Here is a 22,595-nt window from a genome sequence, read left to right as displayed (position 1 = left end):
GGCTGAATGCTGAAAATAGGAGAGAGAGGGTGGTAGCGCTGCCGGAGGCAGTCGTCTTTTATCTCTCCGTAAGCCGGTAAGGAATCAACGGCAATGACAGCTACTCAGGAATTGGCAAATTTTGTTTTACTGATGATGTGACATTATGAAAAAAAAACTTGTTAGATTTTCGGCATTAGCATTGGTAATAGGATTTTTATCGGGTTGTACAGTTATTCCGGGACAAGGGTTAAACAGCCTGCGTAAGAATGTGGTAGAACTTCCGGACAGCGACTATGATTTGGATAAACTTGTCAATGTATACCCAATGACGCCAAGTTTGATTGATCAACTCAGGCCTGACACAGTGTTGGCCCGTCCAAACCCACAGCTGGATAATTTACTGCGTAGCTACGAGTATAGAATAGGGGTAGGTGATGTGCTAATGATCACCGTATGGGATCATCCAGAATTAACTACTCCTGCAGGGCAGTATCGTAGTGCTAGCGACACTGGTAACTGGGTTAACTCCGATGGCACCATCTTCTATCCTTATATTGGTAAGGTGCAAGTGGCAGGTAAAACTCTTAGTCAGGTACGCCAGGATATTGCTAACCGTTTGACCACATATATTGAAAGCCCGCAGGTTGATGTCAGTGTTGCTGCATTTCGATCACAAAAAGCATATGTTACCGGCGAGGTTGTGAATTCTGGCAAGCAACCTATCACTAATATTCCATTAACAGTGATGGATGCTATTAATGCTGCCGGAGGTTTAGCCCCTGATGCGGATTGGCGAAATGTAGTTTTAACACATAACGGTAAAGACACAAAAGTGTCTCTGTACGCGTTAATGCAAAAAGGAGATCTTACACAGAATCATCTACTCTATCCTGGCGATATTCTGTTTGTTCCACGTAATGATGATTTAAAAGTATTCGTTATGGGGGAAGTAGGTAAACAGAGCACATTGAAAATGGACCGAAGCGGGATGACCCTCGCAGAAGCAATTGGAAATGCAGAAGGGATGTCGCAAGCATTTAGTGATGCAACTGGCGTGTTCGTAATTCGTCAATTAAAAGATAGTAAAGAAGGGAAAATTGCTAATATATATCAATTAAATGCCCAAGATGCATCGGCAATGGTATTAGGTACTGAATTCCAATTACAACCTTATGATATTGTTTATGTAACTTCTGCTCCTTTGGTTCGCTGGAATCGTGTTATTTCCCAGTTAGTACCAACCATTACGGGAGTACATGATATAACTGAGACTGGAAAATTTATTCGTACTTGGTGATTTTATGTTTAATTCAATTTTGGTTGTATGTACAGGAAATATTTGTCGTTCACCTATAGGTGAACGCTACTTGCAAAAATTACTACCAAATAAGATAGTTGCATCCGCTGGTACTGGTGCGTTAGTCGGCCATGAAGCTGATGAAACAGCTTTAAAAGTATCTCAAAGAAATGGTTTGTCATTATCTGGGCACGTAGGTAAGCAGTTCAATGTAGAGCTAGGTTGTCAATTTGATCTAATATTAGCAATGGAAAGAGCACATATTGAATATATTTGTCAGATTGCACCTCAATTACGTGGAAAAACAATGCTTTATGGTTATTGGATTAATAATTTAGAGATACCTGATCCTTATCGTAAAAGTGAAGAGGCCTTTTCATCAGTATATAAACTTATTGAACAAGCTGCTAATTGCTGGGCTGATAAACTAGGTAATTAATCAGGGAAAATTGTATGAGCACTGTGAATAACCAAAAAAAAACACCGACAGAAACAGATGAGATAGATTTAGGGCGTCTTATCGGTGAACTAATTGATCATCGTAAGTTGATAATAGCAGTTACATCCTGTGTGACATTCATAGCGCTTTTTTATGCTATACTGGCTACGCCTATTTATCAGTCCAATGCGTTGATACAAGTAGAGCAAAAACAAGGGAATGCTATACTAAGTAGCCTTACTCAAATTTTGCCTGATGCTCAACCACAGTCTGCACCTGAAATAGCTCTATTAAAATCTAGGATGATACTCGGTAAGACTGTTGATGATCTTAATTTGCAGACGCAAATAGAGCCTAAGCATTTTCCAATAATTGGAGATGGTCTGGCACGATTGCTTGGGAAAGAAAATGGTCATATTGATATCAGTAATTTATACATCCCTCAGAATAATGGAACTAAGACTCCGGAAATAACCATTACTATAAAAGGTGAAGGAAAATATGAAGTTGATGGCAATACATTTACAGCTTTAGGAAATGTTGGTGAATTGTTTCAAAAAGATGGAGTAAAGCTTATAGTAAATGGTTATGATGCAAAAGAAGGTGAGAAATTCGTTGTAAAATATTTCACAAGGCTGAAAGCGATTAGTAACCTTCAGGATGAATTTGGTGTTTCAGATCAAGGAAAAGATACTGGAATGCTTACCCTAACATTAACTGGTTCTAATCCGAAAAAGATTTCAGAAATTTTAAATAATATTTCTGAAAATTATTTGGAGCAAAACGTTGCCCGACAAGCTGCACAAGATGCCAAGAGTTTAGATTTTCTTAATAAACAGTTACCAATTGTCCGTACAGACCTCGATAATGCTGAAAATAAGCTTAATACCTATAGAAAACAACGAGATTCAGTCGACTTATCAATGGAGGCTAAATCTGTATTGGATCAGATTGTTAACGTCGATAATCAGTTAAATGAAATTACATTCAGAGAGGCTGAAATATCTCAACTTTATACCAAAGAACACCCGACTTATAAGGCCTTAATAGAAAAACGACAGACTTTACAAAGTGAAAAGACTAAACTGAATAAAAGAGTTAGTAGTATGCCTACTACTCAGCAGGAGGTTTTGCGGTTAAGTCGCGATGTTGAATCCGGTAGAGCTGTATATTTACAATTATTGAACCGTCAACAAGAACTAAGCATTGCAAAATCGAGTGCGATTGGTAACGTTAGAATTATTGATAAAGCAGTAACAGAACCGCAACCGGTTAAGCCTAAAAAATCGTTAGTTGTAATCGTTGGTTTTATCCTTGGTTTATTTATGGCTGTTTCAGCAGTATTAATCCAAGTGTTTTTGCGTCGTGGAATAGAATCTCCCGAACAATTAGAAGAAGCCGGAATTAATGTTTACGCAAGTGTTCCTGTTTCAGAGTGGCTTACAAAGGATCATAATAGAAATAAAAACTGGAGAAAAGAAACGACCAAGCTTCTTGCTGTGGAGAATCCCACTGATTTAGCGGTTGAAGCGATACGTAGTTTACGAACAAGTCTCCATTTCGCTATGTTGGAAGCGAAAAATAAAATACTTATGATATCTGGGGCAAGTCCAAATGCAGGTAAAACTTTTGTAAGTACAAATTTAGCAGCCACAATAGCATCGACAGGTAAGAAGGTATTATTTATTGATGCGGAGCTTCGTAAAGGATATGTTCACAAAATATTAGGGAACATAAAACAAGTTGGGATCTCTGATATTTTATCTGGGCAATGCGGAATTGAAGATGCATTAACCAGAGCTTCAAGTGGAGATTTTGATTATATAGGTCGTGGTAAAAACCCACCAAATCCTGCTGAATTATTAATGCATCCAACATTTGAAAAATTATTAAAATGGGCTGATGAGAATTACGATCTGGTAATCATTGATACACCTCCAATCTTAGCTGTTACTGATGCTGCAATTATTGGTAGGTATGTAGGTACAACACTGTTAGTAGCTAGATTTGAGAGTAATACCGTTAAAGAACTTGCTGTTAGTGTTTCGAGGTTTGAACAGAGTGGAATTATAGTAAAAGGCTGTATATTAAATGGAGTGGTAAAAAAAGCCAGTAATTACTACGGGTATGGATATGGCTACTATGATTATTCATATAAAAAATAATCAATACTAATATAATAAAAGTGCCTTTATGCAAGGCACTTTGTTCTATGATTCTAATACTATAGGGGGTTACTTGCTTAGGAAACAGATAATTTGGTCATTATTTGAGAAACTGATGAAATCAGTTACTGCTATTGCAACACTATCTCTGATATCAAGAAGTTTAAGCGAATTGCATTTTGGTGAGTATGTTACCCTTGTTTCACTTGGTGGCGTTTTTTTAGCGCTAACTAACATTGGTGCTGAAAGCTTAATACCAAAAATAATTTCAAAAAAAGAATCTGGAAGCGAGTTTTACTTATTAAAAGTTGCAGCAACATTTTTATTTTCATTGATGTTTTTAATCATTTGCTTCACTTATTACAAAAATATACCTTGGCAATATATATTAATTTTTAGTATTTCTTTTTTTTGCTATTTCTATAGCTATAGTGAATATATTGCAAACCAGAAAGGTTTGATCAGTCTTTTTTCTAAAATCTCCATTAGTATACAAGCAATATCTCTAATATTAAAAGGTATGTATGTCTATTACGGTGGAGATAATATCCTTTTCTGGTTGTGTATATTCTCTGCGGAATATTTACTTACAGGTTTAATATCATATCTTTTATTAAAAGAACCAGTTACCCTGAAAGCGATTGATAAAAGCAAATTGAAAATAATGATGAAGGATGTATCATTCATCTTGTTATCATCTGCAACGATCGCTGCATATATGAGAATAGATACCCTGATGATAAGTTATTATCTTGGCAGTGATGCTGCCGGTAAATACTTTGCTGGTTCACGGCTTAGTGAAGGGGTTTATTTTATAGGTATTTCGGTTGCTAATATTTTTTATTCACAGACTTTAAGAGATAACATAGCGGGAAAAATAACTGTATCGAGAGATATAAAAAAATATATATTGTTTTTATTTCTATTGGGAATAATAGGGACAAGTTTTATTAATCTACTTTCAAAAATTGCAGTTGAATTTTTGTATGGCGAAGAATTTTCCATAAGTGCAACAATACTATCAATACATAGCATATCAATAGCATTCGTTTTCATTGGCGGTTATCTCAGTCGATTATATATTGGTTGTGGTTATGCTAATAAAAATTTCAGACGAACATTTTTCTCTTTAATTATAAATATAGCTTTAGTTTATTATATGATCCCGCATTTTGGAATATCAGGTGCAGCCTATGCAATGGTTATCAGCCAGATATTCTCTAGTTTTATAATGTTTATAATTGATAAGGAATTTATGTCTAGGTTGGCAAAAGGGAAAATATGAGTTTACTAATAACATTCTTACTTGTATTACATCTTCTTCTATGTTTTTTGAAAATAAAATCAGATATAAGGAGTAAAAGATTTGGATTAATAACAGGTTATTTCTTGAGTATTATTTACTTTATTATAATACCTCTTTTTTATTATGTATTAAATGGTGAACTAAACTTAAATGATGCTACAGCGCCAGCAACATATTACTATTTAGAAAGTGATTATAATACGCAATCAAATATTCTGTTGTTTCTAATATCATTCTTAATAACAAACATTGTTATTATGATATTTGAAAATATATTTGCAAATACTCTAAATTTGGGTACGGAAAAATATGAATTTAAAGTAGACTCAAAACTAAATATAGCATGGCTATTTAGTTTTGGTTTTTTGATTTCATATTATTTCATAGTGATGAAAGGTGCCGATCATTGGTATCATGCCAAAGGAGAGTTTTTCGAGAACTATGGTACAGTTGGGGTAATATTTGGTTTCTTGTTATTTGGCTCAAAAATGTATTTTCTCAGTGAATTTTTTAAAGCCATCGACAATAATCATAATAAACTTAAGCTAGCCTTTTATTCATTATCAATTATAGCCGCAGAGTTGTACGTAACAGGTAATAGAGTATTTATATTCGTATTCGCATATACATTTTTATTTTATTTGATACTAAACAAAAAATATAAATATTTACTATGGTTGTTAATAGTATCAGTTATATCAGCTTTTGTTCTGGGGTGTTATTCTGTTTTTAGAAGTTATCTATATTCAGAAGGTATTGAAGTTGCATTGGATAAAACAATTGAATTTATAGCAACTAATAGCGTTATTTATGACTATGTTTTTAAAGCTATATTCGAGACAGTAAACATAAACATACTAATTTCTCTATATAAATCAGCTGATTTTATTAACTTGGATTTAACGCATTTAACTTTTCTAAAGCCTTTTATTTTCTTCATTCCACGTAGTCTTTTAGAAAACAAAATTGAATCAGTAACTGTCATCGCGGGTCAAATGTTAGATGGCAGGGAAGGTTTATCACTAGTTACGCTTCTTCCTGGGGAAGCAATACTAAATTTTGGATATATATTTTTCATATTTTTACCATTTGTGGTTATAATTTTTAATCGATTTGCGTTGCTTATAAGTAAAGGAAACGTTAATAATTGGGCTTTACTTGGATATGGTTTGTTAATAATGCGTTTCCCTTTTTCAGATGTTTTTATTCAATATATCGCCACTACATTATTGATTATATTTGGTAACCGGTTGTCAAAATTCAAAGTGAAAAAAACTTACAGATAAAAAGGTAATAAAATGCAAAAAGTAGCTGTAATATATCATTTTTTTCCTCATTATCGGTCTGGCATCATAAAAGAACTATTAAAATCAAATGAATATGAATTTCATTTCTTTGGAGATGATATAGAACAATATCAAGGTATTAAGAGATTTAAAGATATACCTGATAATAGGTTTCATGTTATTAAGTTTACGAATTTCAAAGGACTTATCTTTCAACATGGTTTAATAAAATTAGCAACAGACAGTACCTATTCAAAAATAATTATACTTGCTGATCCACATTTTGTTACATCGTGGCCTTTATGTTTTTTAGGGAAATTACTTGGGCGAAAAATAATATATTGGACTCATGGGTGGACTAGAAATATCAGTGGCTTAAGATATTTTATAAAAAAGAAATATCATAATTTAGCTGATGATTTACTTCTTTATGGTAATCGTGCAAAAGAACTCGCTATACAGACCGGATATCCAGAGAAAAATTGCCATGTAATTTATAACAGTCTCGATTATGAAAATCAGTTAGAAGCGAGAAATAAATTAGCTCGTATTGATCCAGAAACAAATAGGATGGAAAGATTTGGTGTTGTGGAAGGAGCTATTGTTACGGTAGCTCGATTAATTGAGAGCTGTAGATTTGATCTATTAATTCAGTCACTTAAACTAATTAAAGAACAACATAATTTAAAACCGAAAGTTATTATTATAGGCGAAGGCCCAGAGAAAAATAAGTTACAAATATTGGCAGATGAACTTGATGTTGCTGATCAGATAATGTTTATGGGGCCTTGTTATGACGAAACGGTATTATCTGAAATTATTTACGCAGCTGATGTCACAGTTTCTCCTGGCAAGGTAGGGCTTTTGGCCATGCATAGTTTAAATTATGGCACACCAGTAATTACGCATGACAACTTTGAAAAGCAAATGCCAGAATATGAAGCAATTATACCTAACAAAACTGGATCGTTTTTTAAGCATAATGATCCAAATTCACTTGCGGAAGAAATAATAACATGGATCAACAATAAAAAAGATGCTCGTGTTATTGAGGATTGTCATAGCGTCATAGATAATAAATATAACCCTCTAGTGCAGAGTAAGATAATTCATGAGGTTTTGAATGATAATAAGCAAAAATAACTTTGTTTATCGTCTTCTTCGAAGAGCAAAATGTAAGTTCTCACATATAAGATACAGAGTAAAGCAGGTACATAATTCCGCAATGATAAGTAAAGGATGTGATATCAGTAATGATTTGATTATGGAAGCTGAGACCTATATTGGACCAGGTTGCTTGATTGGACCAAATGTTGTTGTAAAAAAGTTCGCAATCATTGGCCCGAATGTTTCTATAGTTGGACATGATCATCTCTTTGATAAGGTTGGTGTACCCATTATTTATTCTGGAAGACCTATTGGGGTCTCTAAAACATACATCGGTAAAGATGTTTGGATAGGTGCGGGGAGCATAATATTAAGTGGTGTTAATATCGGCTCAGGAGCTATTGTTGCTGCCGGATCAGTTGTTACAAAAAATATTCCTGATTGCACTATTTTTGGTGGAGTTCCAGCAAGATTCATTAAAAATAGGTTTTCAGAAGAGGATAAAATAAAACATTTGCATTTAATAAAAAATGAGAAATTAACTGGTGACTATTGTGAATAATAGCTATGAGCTTAATTTTTTTAGCCGCATAAATAAATTATATCGGGTTGCATGGAGTGTGTTTTATATACTATTTTTTAAGTATACACCACCACAATTATTTTCTTACAGAAATTTTGTTTTAAAGCTATGGGGGAGCAAAATTCATGCAGGAGTCCGTATATACCCTACTGTTAAGATTTGGAGTCCGAAGAATCTGGTCATGCAAAAGGGAGCATCGATAGGACCACGTGCATATATATATAATCAAGGAAAGGTTGAAATTGGTGAATATAGTATAATAAGTCAAGATGTAACTATTTGTGCTAGTACACATAATTATAAAAGATTTGATCACCCTTTGATATTAAAAAAAGTTACTATCGGTAAGCGAGTATGGGTCTGTGCAGAATCTTTCATCGGGCCTGGGGTAACTTTGTATGATGGGTGTATTCTAGGTGCGCGTGCCGTTGCTAAAAAGGACTTGGATTCATGGTATATATATGATGGTAATCCGTGTCAAAAAATTAAAAAAAGAGTGATGGGAAATGAATAATAAACATGTCACAGTTTTTATTTTGACAAAAAATGAGTCGATACATATAAAGAGGTGTCTTGATTCCCTTCGCAATATAGCAGATAAAATAGTAATTATTGATTCATATTCTACTGATGATACTAAAGAAATTTGTCTTTCATATGGCGATCTTGTTGAGTTTTCTGAACATCCTTGGAAAAATTACGCTGACCAATTTCAATGGGGGTTGGATAACCATTCTGTAAATACAAAATGGTGTATGCGGATGGATGCAGATGAATATATCGATTCAGAACTGCAAAATGAGCTTCTCTCAAAATTATGTGAACTCTCAGATGATATAAATTGTGTTTTTATCCGCAGGAAGTATATATACAAGGATAAGTGGATTAAACATGGTGCTGTTTACCCATTAAATTTACTTCGCGTATGGCGTACAGGAACTGGTAGAATTGAACAGCGCTGGATGGATGAACATATTGTTGTGCAGAGTCCTAAATCCACCCAATTTCATGGGCATATATACGATCATAATTTAAATGATATAAGATGGTGGAGTGATAAACATTTAAATTACGCAGATAGAGAGGTCGTTGACCTTTTAAATATAAAGTATTCACTATTCAAAAAGGACGATGAAGTCAAAAAAAATGGAGGGTATCAAGAGAAAGTTAAACGGCTTTTAAAAGAAAAGATCTATTTTAAGCTACCACTTTCTTTAAGATCTTTACTATATTTTCTATATAGATATCTGATAAGATTAGGTTTTATGGATGGTTCTAAAGGTTGGGATTATCATTTCTTACAAGGGCTTTGGTATAGAAGCTACGTTGATATTAGGTTTAAAGAATTAGATAATGCTATTTCATCCATTACCAATAAAGATGAAATATTAGATTATTTATCTGTTAAAACTGGGTTGAATTTTAAGCGCTGAGGTTTATATGCATAAGAAAGCTTTGATTACAGGTGTTACTGGTCAAGATGGTTCATATTTAGCTGAGTTTTTACTTGAAAAAGGGTATGAGGTTCATGGTATTAAGCGCAGGTCATCATCATTTAACACAGATCGTGTAGATCATATTTATCAAGATCCTCATTCTTCTAATCCTAAGTTTCATTTGCATTATGGAGATCTTAGCGATACTTCAAACTTAACAAGACTATTGTCGGAAATTCAACCAGATGAAGTATATAATTTAGGGGCGATGAGTCATGTTGCTGTCTCTTTTGAATCCCCAGAATATACAGCTGATGTAGATGCTATTGGTACGTTACGTCTATTAGAGGCTATCCGTTTTCTTGGGCTTGAGAAAAAAACTCGGTTTTATCAAGCGTCTACTTCGGAACTTTACGGTTTAGTTCAAGAAATACCACAAAAAGAAACAACGCCTTTCTATCCTCGTTCACCTTATGCAGTTGCAAAATTATACGCCTATTGGATTACTGTTAACTATCGTGAGTCATATGGAATGTACGCGTGTAATGGTATTCTGTTTAACCATGAATCGCCTCGCCGTGGTGAAACGTTTGTAACACGAAAAATTACACGTGGGCTTTCCAATATTTCTCAAGGTTTAGAAAAATGTCTTTATCTGGGTAACATGGACTCCTTGCGAGATTGGGGTCATGCGAAAGATTACGTTAAAATGCAATGGTTGATGCTTCAACAAGAACAACCGGAAGATTATGTTATTGCAACAGGAGTTCAATACTCTGTACGTCAATTCGTTGACTTTGCCGCATCCGAATTGGGTATTAAATTACGTTTTGAGGGGCATGGTATTGATGAAGTCGGAATTGTGGAAAGTGTTATTGGTGAAGATGCACCTGCTGTTAAAGTAGGTGATGTAATTGTAGCTGTAGATCCTCGTTATTTCCGTCCTGCTGAAGTTGAAACCTTGCTTGGAGATCCTTCTAAAGCTCACGATAAATTAGGCTGGAAACCTGAAACAACCTTACAAGAGATGGTTGTCGAAATGGTTAGGAAGGATCTCGAGGCAGCTAAAAAGCATTCATTACTTAAATCTCATGGATATGAGGTTTCAATTTCTTTGGAGTAATGAAATGACAATTAAAAAGAGAGTTTTTGTTGCTGGTCATAATGGTATGGTTGGCTCAGCAATAGTAAGACAGTTGCAAAACAGAGAAAATATTGAGCTCGTAGTGCGTTCACGTCAGGAGCTCAATCTGCTTAATGCTCCTGCAGTGAATGATTTTTTCTCAACTGAGCATATTGATGAGGTGTATTTAGCTGCAGCGAAAGTTGGCGGAATAGTTGCGAATAATACTTATCCTGCTGATTTTATTTATGAAAACATTCTTATTGAAGCAAATATTATTCATGCTGCACATGTTAATAATGTCAATAAAATTATGTTTTTAGGATCATCGTGTATTTATCCAAAATTTGCAAAGCAACCGATTAGTGAATCTGAGTTACTACAAGGAACACTTGAATCTACTAATGAACCGTATGCTATAGCAAAAATTGCAGGTATCAAACTCTGCGAGTCTTATAATAGGCAACATAATCGAGATTATCGTTCAGTAATGCCAACCAATTTATATGGGGAAAACGATAATTTCCATCCTTCAAACTCGCATGTCATTCCCGCGTTACTCCGCCGTTTTCATGAGGCTAAGTTAGAAAATCAGCCACAAGTTGTAGTGTGGGGTAGTGGAACGCCGATGCGAGAATTTTTACATGTTGATGATATGGCTTCTGCATCTATTTATGTCATGGAGCTAGACCAGGCGCTTTGGCAAGAAAAAACTCAGCCAATGTTGTCTCATATCAATGTAGGTACTGGTGTTGATTGTTCTATTCGGGAATTAGCTGAAACAATTGCCAAAGTTGTTGGTTACCAGGGAGAGGTTTTTTTTGATTCGACTAAACCTGACGGTACCCCACGAAAGTTGTTAGATGTTTCCAGATTGGAAGATTTAGGCTGGAAGTATCAGATTAAGCTTGAATCAGGCTTATCGCGGACTTATGAATGGTTTTTAAAAAATCAGCAAAGTTTCCGGAGTTGATATGTTTTTAGATGACAATACATTTAAAAATGTGATTAAAAATACGCCACTTATTTCAATTGATTTGATTATTCAAAATGAAAAAAGTGAGTATTTAGTTGGAAAAAGAAACAACCGCCCCGCGAGGGGCTTTTGGTTTGTTCCTGGAGGGCGCATACAAAAGGATGAGTCATTGGATAATGGTTTTGCCAGATTGACAAACAATGAAATTGGTATTGAGAGGATGCGAAATGAAAGCATCTTCCTCGGTATCTTTGAACATTTTTATGATGATAATTTTTATGATAGTGCATTTAGTACACACTATATTGTACTGGCGTATAAAATATCTATTATATCCAATGGCTTCGTGTTTCCACATGATCAGCATAATGAATATCAATGGATGAGTGTGGATGAAATACTTAATAATGATTTAGTACATGTCAATACTAAAACTTATTTTATGGATGTTTATTAGGACCTTTAAGTATGAAATTACTTGTATATGGCATCAATTATCGTCCTGAATTAACTGGTATTGGTAAGTACAGTGGTGAAATGGTGAAGTGGTTTGCATCTAATGATCTTGATGTTAGAGTCATTACTGCTCCACCATACTATCCTGCATGGAAGGTTGCTAACAATTATTCTGGATTGAAATATACTAAAGAGAAACATTCCGAAATAGTATATAGATGTCCACTTTATGTTCCTAAAAAACCCTCAACGATAAAACGTTTATTACATTTATCAAGTTTTGCATTAAGTTCTCTATTCCCTCTTTTAATTCAGGCGCGCTGGAAGCCTGACTATATTATATGTGTTGTTCCAACCTTATTTTGTGTGCCGGGTGCAATATTATTACGTAAGCTAACTCGTGCTAAGGTAATAATTCATATCCAGGATTTCGAGGTAGATGCTATGCTCGGCTTGGGGATGGCTAAGAAAGGTCTATTTGCAACATTTGCTAGAAGGTTTGAGAAGTGGTGTTTGACGTCTGCCGATAAAGTTTCAACTATCTCTAAAATGATGTTACTTAATGCGGCTAATAAAGGTGTGCCTCAAAATAATCTAATTTTTTTCCCTAACTGGTCCGAGCTTGAAAGGTTCCAGAATGTCGAAAGTGAACAATCAGTAAAGCTTAAAGAGGCATTAGGGATACCTGAGGACAAGAAAGTTATACTTTACTCCGGTAATATAGGCGAAAAACAAGGACTTGAAATTGTTGTTAGTGCTGCACAAAAAATGGCCACAAAAAATTATGTATTCTTGTTTGTTGGTCAAGGAGGTGGTAAAGAAAATTTAGAGAAAATGTGTGTTACCTTAAATTTGAATAATATCTTATTTAAGCCTTTACAACCATATGAACTATTACCAGCTTTATTAAATCTTGCCGATTGTCATCTTGTCGTTCAAAAGAAAGGCGCTGCTGATGCTGTCTTACCTTCTAAGCTTACCAATATTCTTGCTGTTGGTGGTAATGCGGTAATTACTGCAGAAGAAAATACTGAACTGGGTCAATTATGTAAGAACAATCCTGGAATAGCGCAATGTGTTGAACCTGAATCTGTTGATGCTCTCATTTCTGGTATTGAAAAATGTTTTCTTATGCCACGTCAAAATAATATAGCGATTGAGTATGCAAATAAATCATTTGATATGAATAATGTTCTTTCAAAATTCATAGTCGATATACAAAACTAGAATTAGTATTTAACATGGAGTGTATTATTTAAGTTGCTGCTATTGGAATGGATTCCTCATATTTATTTATAGTATAAAATATTTTATTTTCCCTGTATATTAATGTCTGTAAAAAACTTAGGATTCTTTATGGGAATCATTAATATTCGCCATTGTTAATATCATGGTTATTTTCTTTTCCATTTTATATGCTTTGTAAGTTCTATTATATTGGTGTAAGAGTTCGAGATTAATTGAGAAATAAACCTTTAATCTTGTAAACTTCAGGATTTCTAGTGCAAATTATTATTTCATAAGATTCAATATTTAAGGAAATCTTCATGGCAACCTTGTATCATCGGACTCGCTCGAATGCGAATGCTTCTTTGATCTCAATGGCTCAACGCTTCTCCGATGTGGTCATAATCTTTTTGGGATTATATTTGGTATGTGTTATTAATTCAGTTACATTTCAATACCAGCATGCTCTAATGTCTCTACTATCTTTGGTCATTTTCCAAATGATAGGCGGTATAACAGATTTCTATCGTTCATGGCGTGGTGTCGCTTTTTCCACAGAGTATATTTTAATACTAAAGAATTGGAGTCTTAGCTTATTAATTGCTTTGGGGCTTTTGTCTCTGGACTCATCAATTGATACGCGTTTCTTCTTTTTTATTGAATGGTATTTGCTAGTTGATGTTGGTTTTTTTGCATGTCGTTCAGTTATCAGATTGATCTCAGGTTTACTAAGAAAGTTTGGCTATAATACCAGGCGAGTAGCTGTTGTCGGCTCATTGCCTGCGGGCATTAATTTGTTAAAAAGCTTTATTGAACAGCCTTGGTTAGGCTTTGTTGTTAAAGGCATTTACGATAATATAAAACTGGATAGTGCCGAATATGACAATGTACCTTATGCTGGGAATATAAACGAGCTTATTCAGGAAGCTCGTGAAGGAAAGATCGATCGTATTTATATTGCGATGAGCATGCGCGATGAATCAAAAATCAAGGATATCATTAGGCAATTAACTGATACTACTTGTTCCGTATTATTAATTCCTGATATTTTTACTTTTAATATTCTTCAGTCACGTACCGAAGAAATCAATGGTGTTCCGGTTGTTCCTTTGTTTGATTCACCATTGAATGGCATCAATATGGTGTTTAAGCGTTTGGAAGACATAATTGTATCTTCTTTGATTCTTATTTTGATCTCACCTATTCTCCTTGTTATTGCTACTGCTGTTAAAATGACTTCGAAAGGACCAGTTATTTTTCGCCAGGTACGTTATGGAATGGACGGAAAACCAATTAAAGTCTGGAAGTTTCGCTCGATGACAGTGATGGAAAACGACGATAAAGTTATTCAGGCTACAAAAAATGATATTCGCGTGACTAAGGTCGGTAAGTTTTTACGCAGTACTTCCTTAGATGAACTTCCGCAGTTTTTTAATGTTCTATTTGGTCAGATGTCCGTTGTCGGCCCCAGACCTCATGCTGTTTCCCATAACGAGCAATATCGGTCTTTAATCCAGGGCTATATGCTTCGTCATAAGGTCAAGCCTGGCATTACGGGGTTGGCGCAAATTAATGGTTGGCGTGGTGAAACAGATACGCTTGAAAAAATGGAAAAACGAGTAGAATATGATTTGTTATATATCAGGGGATGGAGCATCTGGTTAGATTTCAAGATAATATTCCTGACAGTTTTTAAAGGATTTATAAACAAATCTGCTTATTAGCAATATCTGTTGCGAAGGAAAAGCATTGTGCATTTATAGTTCAATATTTATATCTTGTGCTAGTTAACAAATTTTCACTATGAGCTCTTTGTTCTTTGGGCTAACATTATCATCACATTTAAGCTGCGAGCGTGTCGCAGTGACCACACCAGACAGGAGTATGTAATGTCCAAGCAACAGATCGGGGTTGTCGGTATGGCAGTGATGGGGCGTAACCTTGCGCTCAACATCGAAAGCCGTGGTTATACCGTCTCTGTTTTCAACCGCTCCCGTGAAAAGACCGAAGAAGTGATTGCCGAGAATCCGGGCAAGAAACTGGTCCCACATTATACCGTTAAAGAGTTTGTTGAATCCCTCGAAACTCCACGCCGCATCCTGTTGATGGTGAAAGCAGGCGCTGGCACTGATAGTGCGATCGATTCTCTTAAGCCATATCTGGACAAAGGCGACATCATCATTGATGGGGGTAATACCTTCTTCCAGGACACAATTCGTCGTAACCGCGAATTGTCTGCTGAAGGTTTTAACTTCATTGGTACCGGCGTTTCTGGTGGTGAAGAAGGCGCACTGAAAGGCCCGTCTATCATGCCTGGTGGGCAGAAAGAAGCTTATGAGCTGGTAGCGCCAATTCTTGAGCAGATCGCTGCTCGTGCTGAAGACGGTGAACCTTGTGTCGCCTATATTGGTGCTGACGGTGCTGGTCACTATGTCAAGATGGTGCATAACGGCATCGAGTATGGCGATATGCAGCTTATCGCAGAAGCATACTCTTTACTGAAAGGTGGCCTGGCGCTTTCTAATGAAGAACTGGCAACAACCTTTACCGAGTGGAACGAAGGCGAGCTCAGCAGCTACCTGATTGATATCACCAAAGACATCTTCACTAAAAAAGATGAAGAAGGCAAATACCTGGTTGATGTGATTCTTGATGAAGCCGCCAACAAAGGTACCGGTAAATGGACCAGCCAGAGTTCACTTGACTTGGGCGAACCGTTGTCTCTGATTACCGAATCTGTCTTTGCGCGTTATATCTCTTCGCTTAAGGACCAGCGTGTTGCAGCGTCTAAAGTCCTGACGGGGCCAAAATCTCAACCGGCTGGTGACAAGGCTGAATTTGTAGAGAAAGTTCGTCGCGCTCTGTATCTGGGCAAAATCGTTTCTTATGCTCAGGGCTTCTCCCAGCTGCGTGCTGCCTCTGATGAATACAACTGGGATCTGAACTACGGTGAGATTGCCAAAATCTTCCGTGCCGGTTGCATTATCCGTGCTCAGTTCCTGCAGAAGATTACTGATGCCTACGAGCAGAATGCGGGTATCGCCAATCTGCTGCTGGCGCCATACTTCAAGCAGATTGCTGATGAATATCAGCAGGCACTGCGTGATGTCGTGGCTTATGCTGTTCAGAACGGCATCCCTGTTCCGACATTCTCTGCTGCCATTGCCTACTACGACAGCTATCGTTCTGCAGTCCTGCCGGCTAACCTGATTCAGGCTCAGCGCGACTATTTCGGTGCTCATACCTATAAGCGCACTGATAAAGAAGGCGTATTCCATACTGAGTGGTTAGACTAAGTATAATTGATTGTAATGAATAAAAGTCCATTTATTTCTGGACTTTTATTTTATTTTGATCCCTAAACCATCTCCTAGGGAGGTGGTTATTGATCCTGAAAGGCATAGCCTGAAGAATGTCCATGTCGGAATATCTCTGCTTACTCACGACAAGTAAAAGGAGACAAACCGATATGGGACTTTACAGGAGTTCATCACATGTATCTTGGTGTTGCAAATATCAAATAGTCTGGATGCCCAAGTACCGATTCAGGATCCTGAAAGATAAGCTGGGTAAGGAGCTGTACAGGACGATCTATATCCGCTGCGGTATTAAGGATTGTGAGGTTCTGGAGCTAAATGTTCAGCCCGATCATGTACATCTGGTCGTAATCATCCCACCTAAGATCTCGATATCAACTCTGATAGGCCATCTAAAAGGATGCAGGGCCATCAGGCTTTATAACCGTTTTCCACATATCAGGAAGAAGCTATGGGAAACCATTTTTGGTCCCGAGGTTACTTTGTCGATACGGTGGGGGTGAATGAAGAGATTATCAGACGATATATGAAGTATCAGGAGAAAACGGAACAAACGCATGAACAGCAGATGGAATTGCTAGAGTAGTAATCGAAAGTTGACAGTAACCCTCTTACAGGGGCATTCTCAAAAACCACCTTTTCAGAAGGTGGTCTTTTACTTATACCTGTATGCTTTTGTCGAATATATTTTTATTTCTTTAGGTTGTTTGATAGAAAGCTTGATTACCTTCCTATGAAGGCTGAAATAATCCCGGATACTTTTATCAGTTGTAAATAGTAAGGGTAGGCTATGAATCGACGTGTCTTATTAAAACAGTTGTTGAGTTTTTTGTTTATTAGTCCCCTGTCAAGGGCTAAAGCCAGTATTCAGGATAAAAAAAATAATTTAGTCGAATTATTGCCTTCATTATTTACCTTGAATAATGAACTGCATTCATCATTAAGATATAAAATTTCCTTTTTTGTTGATAAGGATAATGGATGCAGCGGGGGCTATTTTAAGGTCGGGAAAGGAGAGCTAAATATCTTGAAGGAGGATATTTATTTCGATAAGGGTTTTTTTTATTCTTCAAGTGGCGAAGTGTTGAATGTTTACATTTATCCAAATACACCAGCAAAAATTTATGATAAAAAAAACCAATGCATTAAATTTGTATCAGACGTTTATTTAGGTGAAGTGGATACGTCGTATGCCTCAATGGAAGATCATGCAAAAAGTACCGATAAATTTCATAAGTTCATAACTCCTGAATATTTTGGTGCGGTTGGTGATGGTAAAGCAGATGATACAATACCTATCAATGAAACTGTTGTAAGTGGTTATTCGATCTTATTCTCTGCGCAATATTTAATTAGTTCTTCAATTTCTCCAGTTGACAATCAAAAATTCGTTGGTGTAAATGATGCTGAGTTAATTCTTTTGAAGCCCAATATGTCTCTTATTAAAACTAAAGGTGTTTCTAATGTTGTCATTAAAGGTCTTATTCTGACTTCACACCCTACATTAAGTAAACCCTATAACGGGTCATGTATACGAAATGAGGACTCTAAAGGATGGTATATAGGGGATAATATATTTTCCAATTATGGTGCATCTGCTATATTCTGTTATAACTCGAGTGAGATGCTGATATGTAATAATAAGTTCTCCGGAATAAAAGATGCTGCTGGTGACATCACAATGTGGGGAAGTAGTCGTAAGAATAAAATCACAAACAACGTCATGCAATCAGGTTCGGATTCCGCAATAATTATCCAAACTATCACTGATGGTGATTTTTGTAGTGACAATATCATTCAAGATAATAACATTTCAAACTGTACAAGATATGGCATTGTTGTTTATAATAATCTTTCATCAAAAAAAAGCGTTCTTCAGAATACAAAAATTCTTGGTAATAAAATAGATAATATTCTCGGCGAGGTTAGAAACCCATCTGTTCATGATACAAGGACTTATGGTGCTGGCATCTATGTTCTAAGTGCTGAAAATATAACAATTCAGTATAATAAAGTTTCTAAATGTAATCTTTTGACTAATTCTTCAACTTTAGCTCCGGGCTGTATAGGACTTAATGCCACATCAAGCGCTATAATTAGTGATAATATTATATCTAGAGGTGCTTATTATGGCATTTTTATAGGTGATGCGCTTCAGCAAGGCAAAGGCTATAAAGCAAAGTCTCTCAATTTTAGGCCTGATAATATTGTTCGTGTTCAGCGCAATAAAATAACGAGTTGCGTTCGTGATGGGGTATTTGTTATTAATAAACATCGTGTCACTATTAACGACAACTTGATTTCAGATAATGAAGGTTGTGGGATAGCAACGTCTGTAAGCAACAATCAAATCTATCATACCCTGAATGATATCATAATAACTAACAACTCGTCATGTAATAATGGACTTGATGGTATAAATCTTAGTAGTGCTAATTGCGCAGTTATTTCTGGTGGTGCCTACTCTGATAATCTTCGATGCGGTGTTAATGTAACTTCTTTTGGTACTAAAGTTTCCTTATTGAAATGTCAGGGTAATAAGATTGGTATTTCTGTAACTGATAAAGGCGTAAAGTGCCGTCTTGAAGATTGCACCTTAACATCTAATGATGTTGGGGTGCTGGCTATGGTTCCTTATGAAGAAAGTGGATGTGTATATACTAAAAACAAGTTGTCACGTAAGGTTAATGCGGCCTCTTAGAGTGAATGTTGCTTTTTATATTTCTAAAAGTTGTTGTTTTTTTTATTACTTATTCTGTTAGGATTGTGATTTTTTGTGTTGTTCATGAATTTAATATCATTTCTGGATTTCTATTTGATCTCACTGTCAAACTGATCAAGTTATTTTGATCAAATTTGGGGGGCAGTATGGATGCGATTTTTTATGGTGTGAATGAATATAGATAGTGCAATGCTCATGAGATAAGTGCATTTGACAATAAAAATTAATTTATGTCGTTGATTATATGCTTTTTCATAATTAATATTTAAGGAATTCATTATGTTACTTCCTGTAATTATGGCTGGTGGTACCGGCAGTCGTCTCTGGCCGATGTCTCGTGAGCTTTACCCGAAACAGTTCTTACGGCTGTACGGGCAGAATTCAATGCTGCAGGAAACCATCACCCGACTCTCGGGCCTTGAAATCCATGAACCGATGGTCATCTGTAACGAAGAGCATCGCTTCCTGGTGGCCGAACAGCTGCGCCAACTCAATAAACTGTCGAATAACATCATTCTTGAGCCAGTCGGGCGCAATACCGCCCCGGCCATTGCCCTGGCTGCCCTCCAGGCCACTCGCCATGGGGACGACCCGCTGATGCTGGTTCTTGCCGCAGACCATATCATCAATAACAAACCGGTCTTCCACGATGCCATCCGCGTCGCCGAGCAGTATGCCAATGAAGGGCATCTGGTCACTTTCGGGATTGTGCCAAACGCTCCAGAAACCGGCTACGGCTACATCCAGCGCGGCGTAGCGCTTACTGACAGTGACCACGCCCCTTACCATGTGGCTCGCTTCGTTGAGAAGCCAGACCGGGAACGCGCCGAGGCCTACCTCGCTTCCGGAGAGTACTACTGGAACAGCGGCATGTTTATGTTCCGCGCCAAAAAATACCTCTCCGAGCTGGCCAAATTCCGCCCGGATATCCTTGAGGCCTGCCAGGCAGCGGTCAGCGCCGCGGATAATGGCAGCGACTTCATCAGCATTCCACATGACATTTTCTGCGAGTGCCCGGACGAATCCATCGACTACGCGGTGATGGAAAAAACCGCCGATGCGGTGGTGGTCGGTCTCGATGCCGACTGGAGTGACGTTGGCTCGTGGTCGGCGTTGTGGGACGTTAGCCCTAAAGATGCGCAGGGTAACGTGCTCAGCGGCGATGCGTGGGTGCATAATAGCGAAAACTGCTACATCAACAGCGACGAGAAGCTGGTGGCGGCGATTGGCGTGGAGAACCTGGTGATTGTTAGTACCAAGGACGCGGTGCTGGTGATGAACCGCGAGCGCGCCCAGGACGTGAAGAAGGCGGTCGAGTTCCTTAAACAGAACCAGCGCAGCGAGTACAAGCGCCACCGCGAGATTTACCGTCCCTGGGGCCGCTGCGACGTGGTGGTGCAGACCCCACGGTTTAATGTCAACCGGATCACGGTGAAACCGGGCGGGGCCTTCTCTATGCAGATGCACCACCACCGCGCCGAGCACTGGGTTATTTTGGCTGGCACCGGTCAGGTGACGGTGAACGGGAAGCAATTCCTGCTGACGGAAAACCAGTCCACCTTTATTCCCATCGGAGCCGAGCACTGCCTGCAAAACCCGGGCCGTATTCCACTGGAAGTTCTGGAAATCCAGTCCGGTTCCTACTTGGGCGAAGACGATATTATCCGTATTAAAGACCAGTATGGTCGTTGCTAATCTTTTGGGGAATAAGGTGCAGAATGACACAGTTAACATGCTTTAAGGCTTATGACATCCGTGGTGAACTGGGAGAAGAGCTGAACGAAGACATTGCCTACCGTATCGGGCGCGCCTATGGCGAATTTCTGAAACCCGGGAAGATTGTAGTGGGGGGCGATGTGCGCCTCACCAGCGAGTCGCTGAAGCTGGCTCTGGCCCGGGGGCTGATGGACGCCGGTACCGACGTGCTTGATATCGGCCTGAGCGGCACCGAAGAGATTTACTTTGCCACCTTCCACCTCGGGGTGGACGGCGGGATCGAGGTGACGGCAAGCCACAACCCGATGAACTACAACGGCATGAAGCTGGTGCGCGAAAACGCGAAGCCCATCAGCGGCGATACTGGGCTGCGCGATATCCAGCGCCTGGCGGAGCAGAACCAGTTTCCGCCGGTGGACCCGGAGCGCCGCGGCACCCTGCGTCAGATTTCGGTGCTGAAGGAGTACGTCGACCACCTGATGGGCTATGTAAACCTGGCGAACTTCACCCGTCCGCTGAAGCTGGTGGTGAACTCCGGCAACGGGGCGGCAGGGCACGTGATTGATGAGGTGGAGAAACGCTTCGCGACGGCCGGGGCGCCGGTGGTTTTTATCAAGGTGCATCACCAGCCGGACGGGCATTTCCCGAACGGTATTCCGAACCCGCTGCTGCCGGAGTGTCGCCAGGATACTGCCGACGCGGTGCGCGAGCATCAGGCGGACATGGGGATTGCTTTTGATGGCGACTTCGACCGCTGCTTCCTGTTTGATGACGAGGCGTCGTTTATCGAGGGGTACTACATTGTCGGGCTGTTGGCGGAAGCGTTCCTGCAGAAGCAACCGGGGGCGAAAATCATTCACGACCCGCGCCTGACGTGGAACACGGTGGACATCGTGACCTGCAGCGGTGGTCAGCCGGTGATGTCGAAGACCGGGCATGCGTTCATCAAGGAGCGGATGCGCCAGGAAGACGCCATCTACGGCGGGGAGATGAGTGCGCACCATTACTTCCGCGACTTTGCCTACTGCGACAGCGGGATGATCCCGTGGCTGCTGGTGGCGGAGCTGCTGTGCCTGAAAAACAGCTCGCTGAAGTCGCTGGTGGCGGATCGCCTGGCGGCGTTCCCGGCGTCAGGGGAGATTAACCGCAAGCTGGGTAATGCGGCGGCGGCTATTGCGCGTATCCGCGAACGCTATGAACCAGGTGCCGTCAACGTGGATACCACCGACGGTATCAGTATTGAATACCCGGAGTGGCGCTTTAACCTGCGCAGCTCGAATACTGAGCCGGTAGTGCGTCTCAACGTGGAGTCAAAAGCAGATGATGCATTAATGAAGGCTAAAACAGAAGAAATATTAGCTCTACTTAAATAGAACTTATTTTACTTAGAGCTATAGGGCTGATGTGTGGGATTATACATCACCTTATGGCTCTTCCTTGACTTCCTATTTTTCTGA

At 38.5% G+C, this 22,595-nt stretch carries 18 protein-coding genes and 1 pseudogene; all 19 read left to right on the top strand.

Annotation, left to right across the window (positions count from 1 at the left end):
- The first annotated feature begins 145 nt into the window (after positions 1-145).
- The gene (locus tag ROR01S_RS01965; protein WP_064359059.1) at positions 146-1,279 is read left to right on the top strand and encodes a polysaccharide export protein; all 1,134 of its coding nucleotides are present in this window, start codon (positions 146-148) and stop codon (positions 1,277-1,279) included.
- A gap of 4 nt (positions 1,280-1,283) precedes the next feature.
- Complete coding sequence (locus tag ROR01S_RS25675; protein ID WP_073972270.1) at positions 1,284-1,718, top strand: arsenate reductase/protein-tyrosine-phosphatase family protein; 435 nt, start codon at positions 1,284-1,286, stop codon at positions 1,716-1,718.
- Positions 1,719-1,732: 14 nt separating this feature from the next.
- The gene (locus ROR01S_RS01960) at positions 1,733-3,883 is read left to right on the top strand and encodes a polysaccharide biosynthesis tyrosine autokinase (RefSeq protein ID WP_064359058.1); all 2,151 of its coding nucleotides are present in this window, start codon (positions 1,733-1,735) and stop codon (positions 3,881-3,883) included.
- A gap of 28 nt (positions 3,884-3,911) precedes the next feature.
- Positions 3,912-5,168, top strand: coding sequence for an oligosaccharide flippase family protein (locus tag ROR01S_RS01955; RefSeq protein ID WP_064359057.1), 1,257 nt, complete (start codon positions 3,912-3,914; stop codon positions 5,166-5,168).
- A 104-nt stretch (positions 5,169-5,272) separates the two neighbouring features.
- Entirely contained in the window at positions 5,273-6,475 is a 1,203-nt protein-coding gene (locus tag ROR01S_RS01950) for an O-antigen polymerase (protein WP_155728875.1), read from the top strand.
- 12 nt (positions 6,476-6,487) lie between these two features.
- The gene (locus tag ROR01S_RS01945; RefSeq protein ID WP_064359055.1) at positions 6,488-7,618 is read left to right on the top strand and encodes a glycosyltransferase family 4 protein; all 1,131 of its coding nucleotides are present in this window, start codon (positions 6,488-6,490) and stop codon (positions 7,616-7,618) included.
- A gap of 121 nt (positions 7,619-7,739) precedes the next feature.
- On the top strand, positions 7,740-8,144 hold the full coding sequence (locus ROR01S_RS27655; RefSeq protein WP_081213128.1) for a DapH/DapD/GlmU-related protein: 405 nt from the start codon (positions 7,740-7,742) through the stop codon (positions 8,142-8,144).
- Positions 8,137-8,679 carry a putative colanic acid biosynthesis acetyltransferase gene (locus ROR01S_RS26925; RefSeq protein ID WP_155728874.1) on the top strand — a complete coding sequence of 181 codons (543 nt, stop codon included), beginning with the start codon at positions 8,137-8,139 and terminating at the stop codon, positions 8,677-8,679. Before ROR01S_RS27655 ends, ROR01S_RS26925 begins: the two co-directional genes overlap by 8 nt.
- Complete coding sequence (locus tag ROR01S_RS01940; protein WP_073972268.1) at positions 8,672-9,598, top strand: glycosyltransferase family 2 protein; 927 nt, start codon at positions 8,672-8,674, stop codon at positions 9,596-9,598. The genes ROR01S_RS26925 and ROR01S_RS01940 overlap by 8 nt, the downstream gene beginning before the upstream one ends.
- A gap of 7 nt (positions 9,599-9,605) precedes the next feature.
- Entirely contained in the window at positions 9,606-10,724 is a 1,119-nt protein-coding gene (gmd, locus tag ROR01S_RS01935; protein ID WP_064359054.1) for a GDP-mannose 4,6-dehydratase, read from the top strand.
- Between the two features lie 4 nt (positions 10,725-10,728).
- Entirely contained in the window at positions 10,729-11,697 is a 969-nt protein-coding gene (gene fcl / locus ROR01S_RS01930; RefSeq protein WP_064359053.1) for a GDP-L-fucose synthase, read from the top strand.
- A 1-nt stretch (position 11,698) separates the two neighbouring features.
- Entirely contained in the window at positions 11,699-12,157 is a 459-nt protein-coding gene (locus tag ROR01S_RS01925) for a GDP-mannose mannosyl hydrolase (RefSeq protein WP_064359052.1), read from the top strand.
- 11 nt (positions 12,158-12,168) lie between these two features.
- Positions 12,169-13,383 carry a glycosyltransferase WbuB gene (locus tag ROR01S_RS01920; RefSeq protein ID WP_064359051.1) on the top strand — a complete coding sequence of 405 codons (1,215 nt, stop codon included), beginning with the start codon at positions 12,169-12,171 and terminating at the stop codon, positions 13,381-13,383.
- Positions 13,384-13,703: 320 nt separating this feature from the next.
- Positions 13,704-15,107: an undecaprenyl-phosphate glucose phosphotransferase gene (gene wcaJ, locus ROR01S_RS01915; protein ID WP_064359050.1), complete on the top strand. Its 1,404-nt coding sequence runs from the start codon at positions 13,704-13,706 to the stop codon at positions 15,105-15,107.
- Between the two features lie 165 nt (positions 15,108-15,272).
- Positions 15,273-16,679 carry an NADP-dependent phosphogluconate dehydrogenase gene (gnd, locus tag ROR01S_RS01910; RefSeq protein WP_064359049.1) on the top strand — a complete coding sequence of 469 codons (1,407 nt, stop codon included), beginning with the start codon at positions 15,273-15,275 and terminating at the stop codon, positions 16,677-16,679.
- A 173-nt stretch (positions 16,680-16,852) separates the two neighbouring features.
- Positions 16,853-17,286 (top strand): annotated as a pseudogene (gene tnpA / locus ROR01S_RS01905) (IS200/IS605 family transposase).
- A gap of 204 nt (positions 17,287-17,490) precedes the next feature.
- Entirely contained in the window at positions 17,491-19,401 is a 1,911-nt protein-coding gene (locus ROR01S_RS25660) for a right-handed parallel beta-helix repeat-containing protein (protein WP_073972267.1), read from the top strand.
- Between the two features lie 300 nt (positions 19,402-19,701).
- Positions 19,702-21,117, top strand: a complete 1,416-nt coding sequence (locus ROR01S_RS01900; RefSeq protein WP_064359048.1) for a mannose-1-phosphate guanylyltransferase/mannose-6-phosphate isomerase — start codon at positions 19,702-19,704, stop codon at positions 21,115-21,117.
- Between the two features lie 23 nt (positions 21,118-21,140).
- A complete protein-coding gene (gene rfbK, locus ROR01S_RS01895; RefSeq protein ID WP_064359047.1) occupies positions 21,141-22,511 on the top strand; it encodes an O9 family phosphomannomutase RfbK in 1,371 nt (456 codons plus the stop codon).
- The last annotated feature ends 84 nt before the right edge of the window (positions 22,512-22,595 follow it).

It is taken from the genome of Klebsiella ornithinolytica NBRC 105727 = ATCC 31898 (assembly GCF_001598295.1).
Lineage (GTDB): Bacteria > Pseudomonadota > Gammaproteobacteria > Enterobacterales > Enterobacteriaceae > Klebsiella > Klebsiella ornithinolytica.
This window is presented reverse-complemented; position numbering and strand designations above follow the sequence as displayed.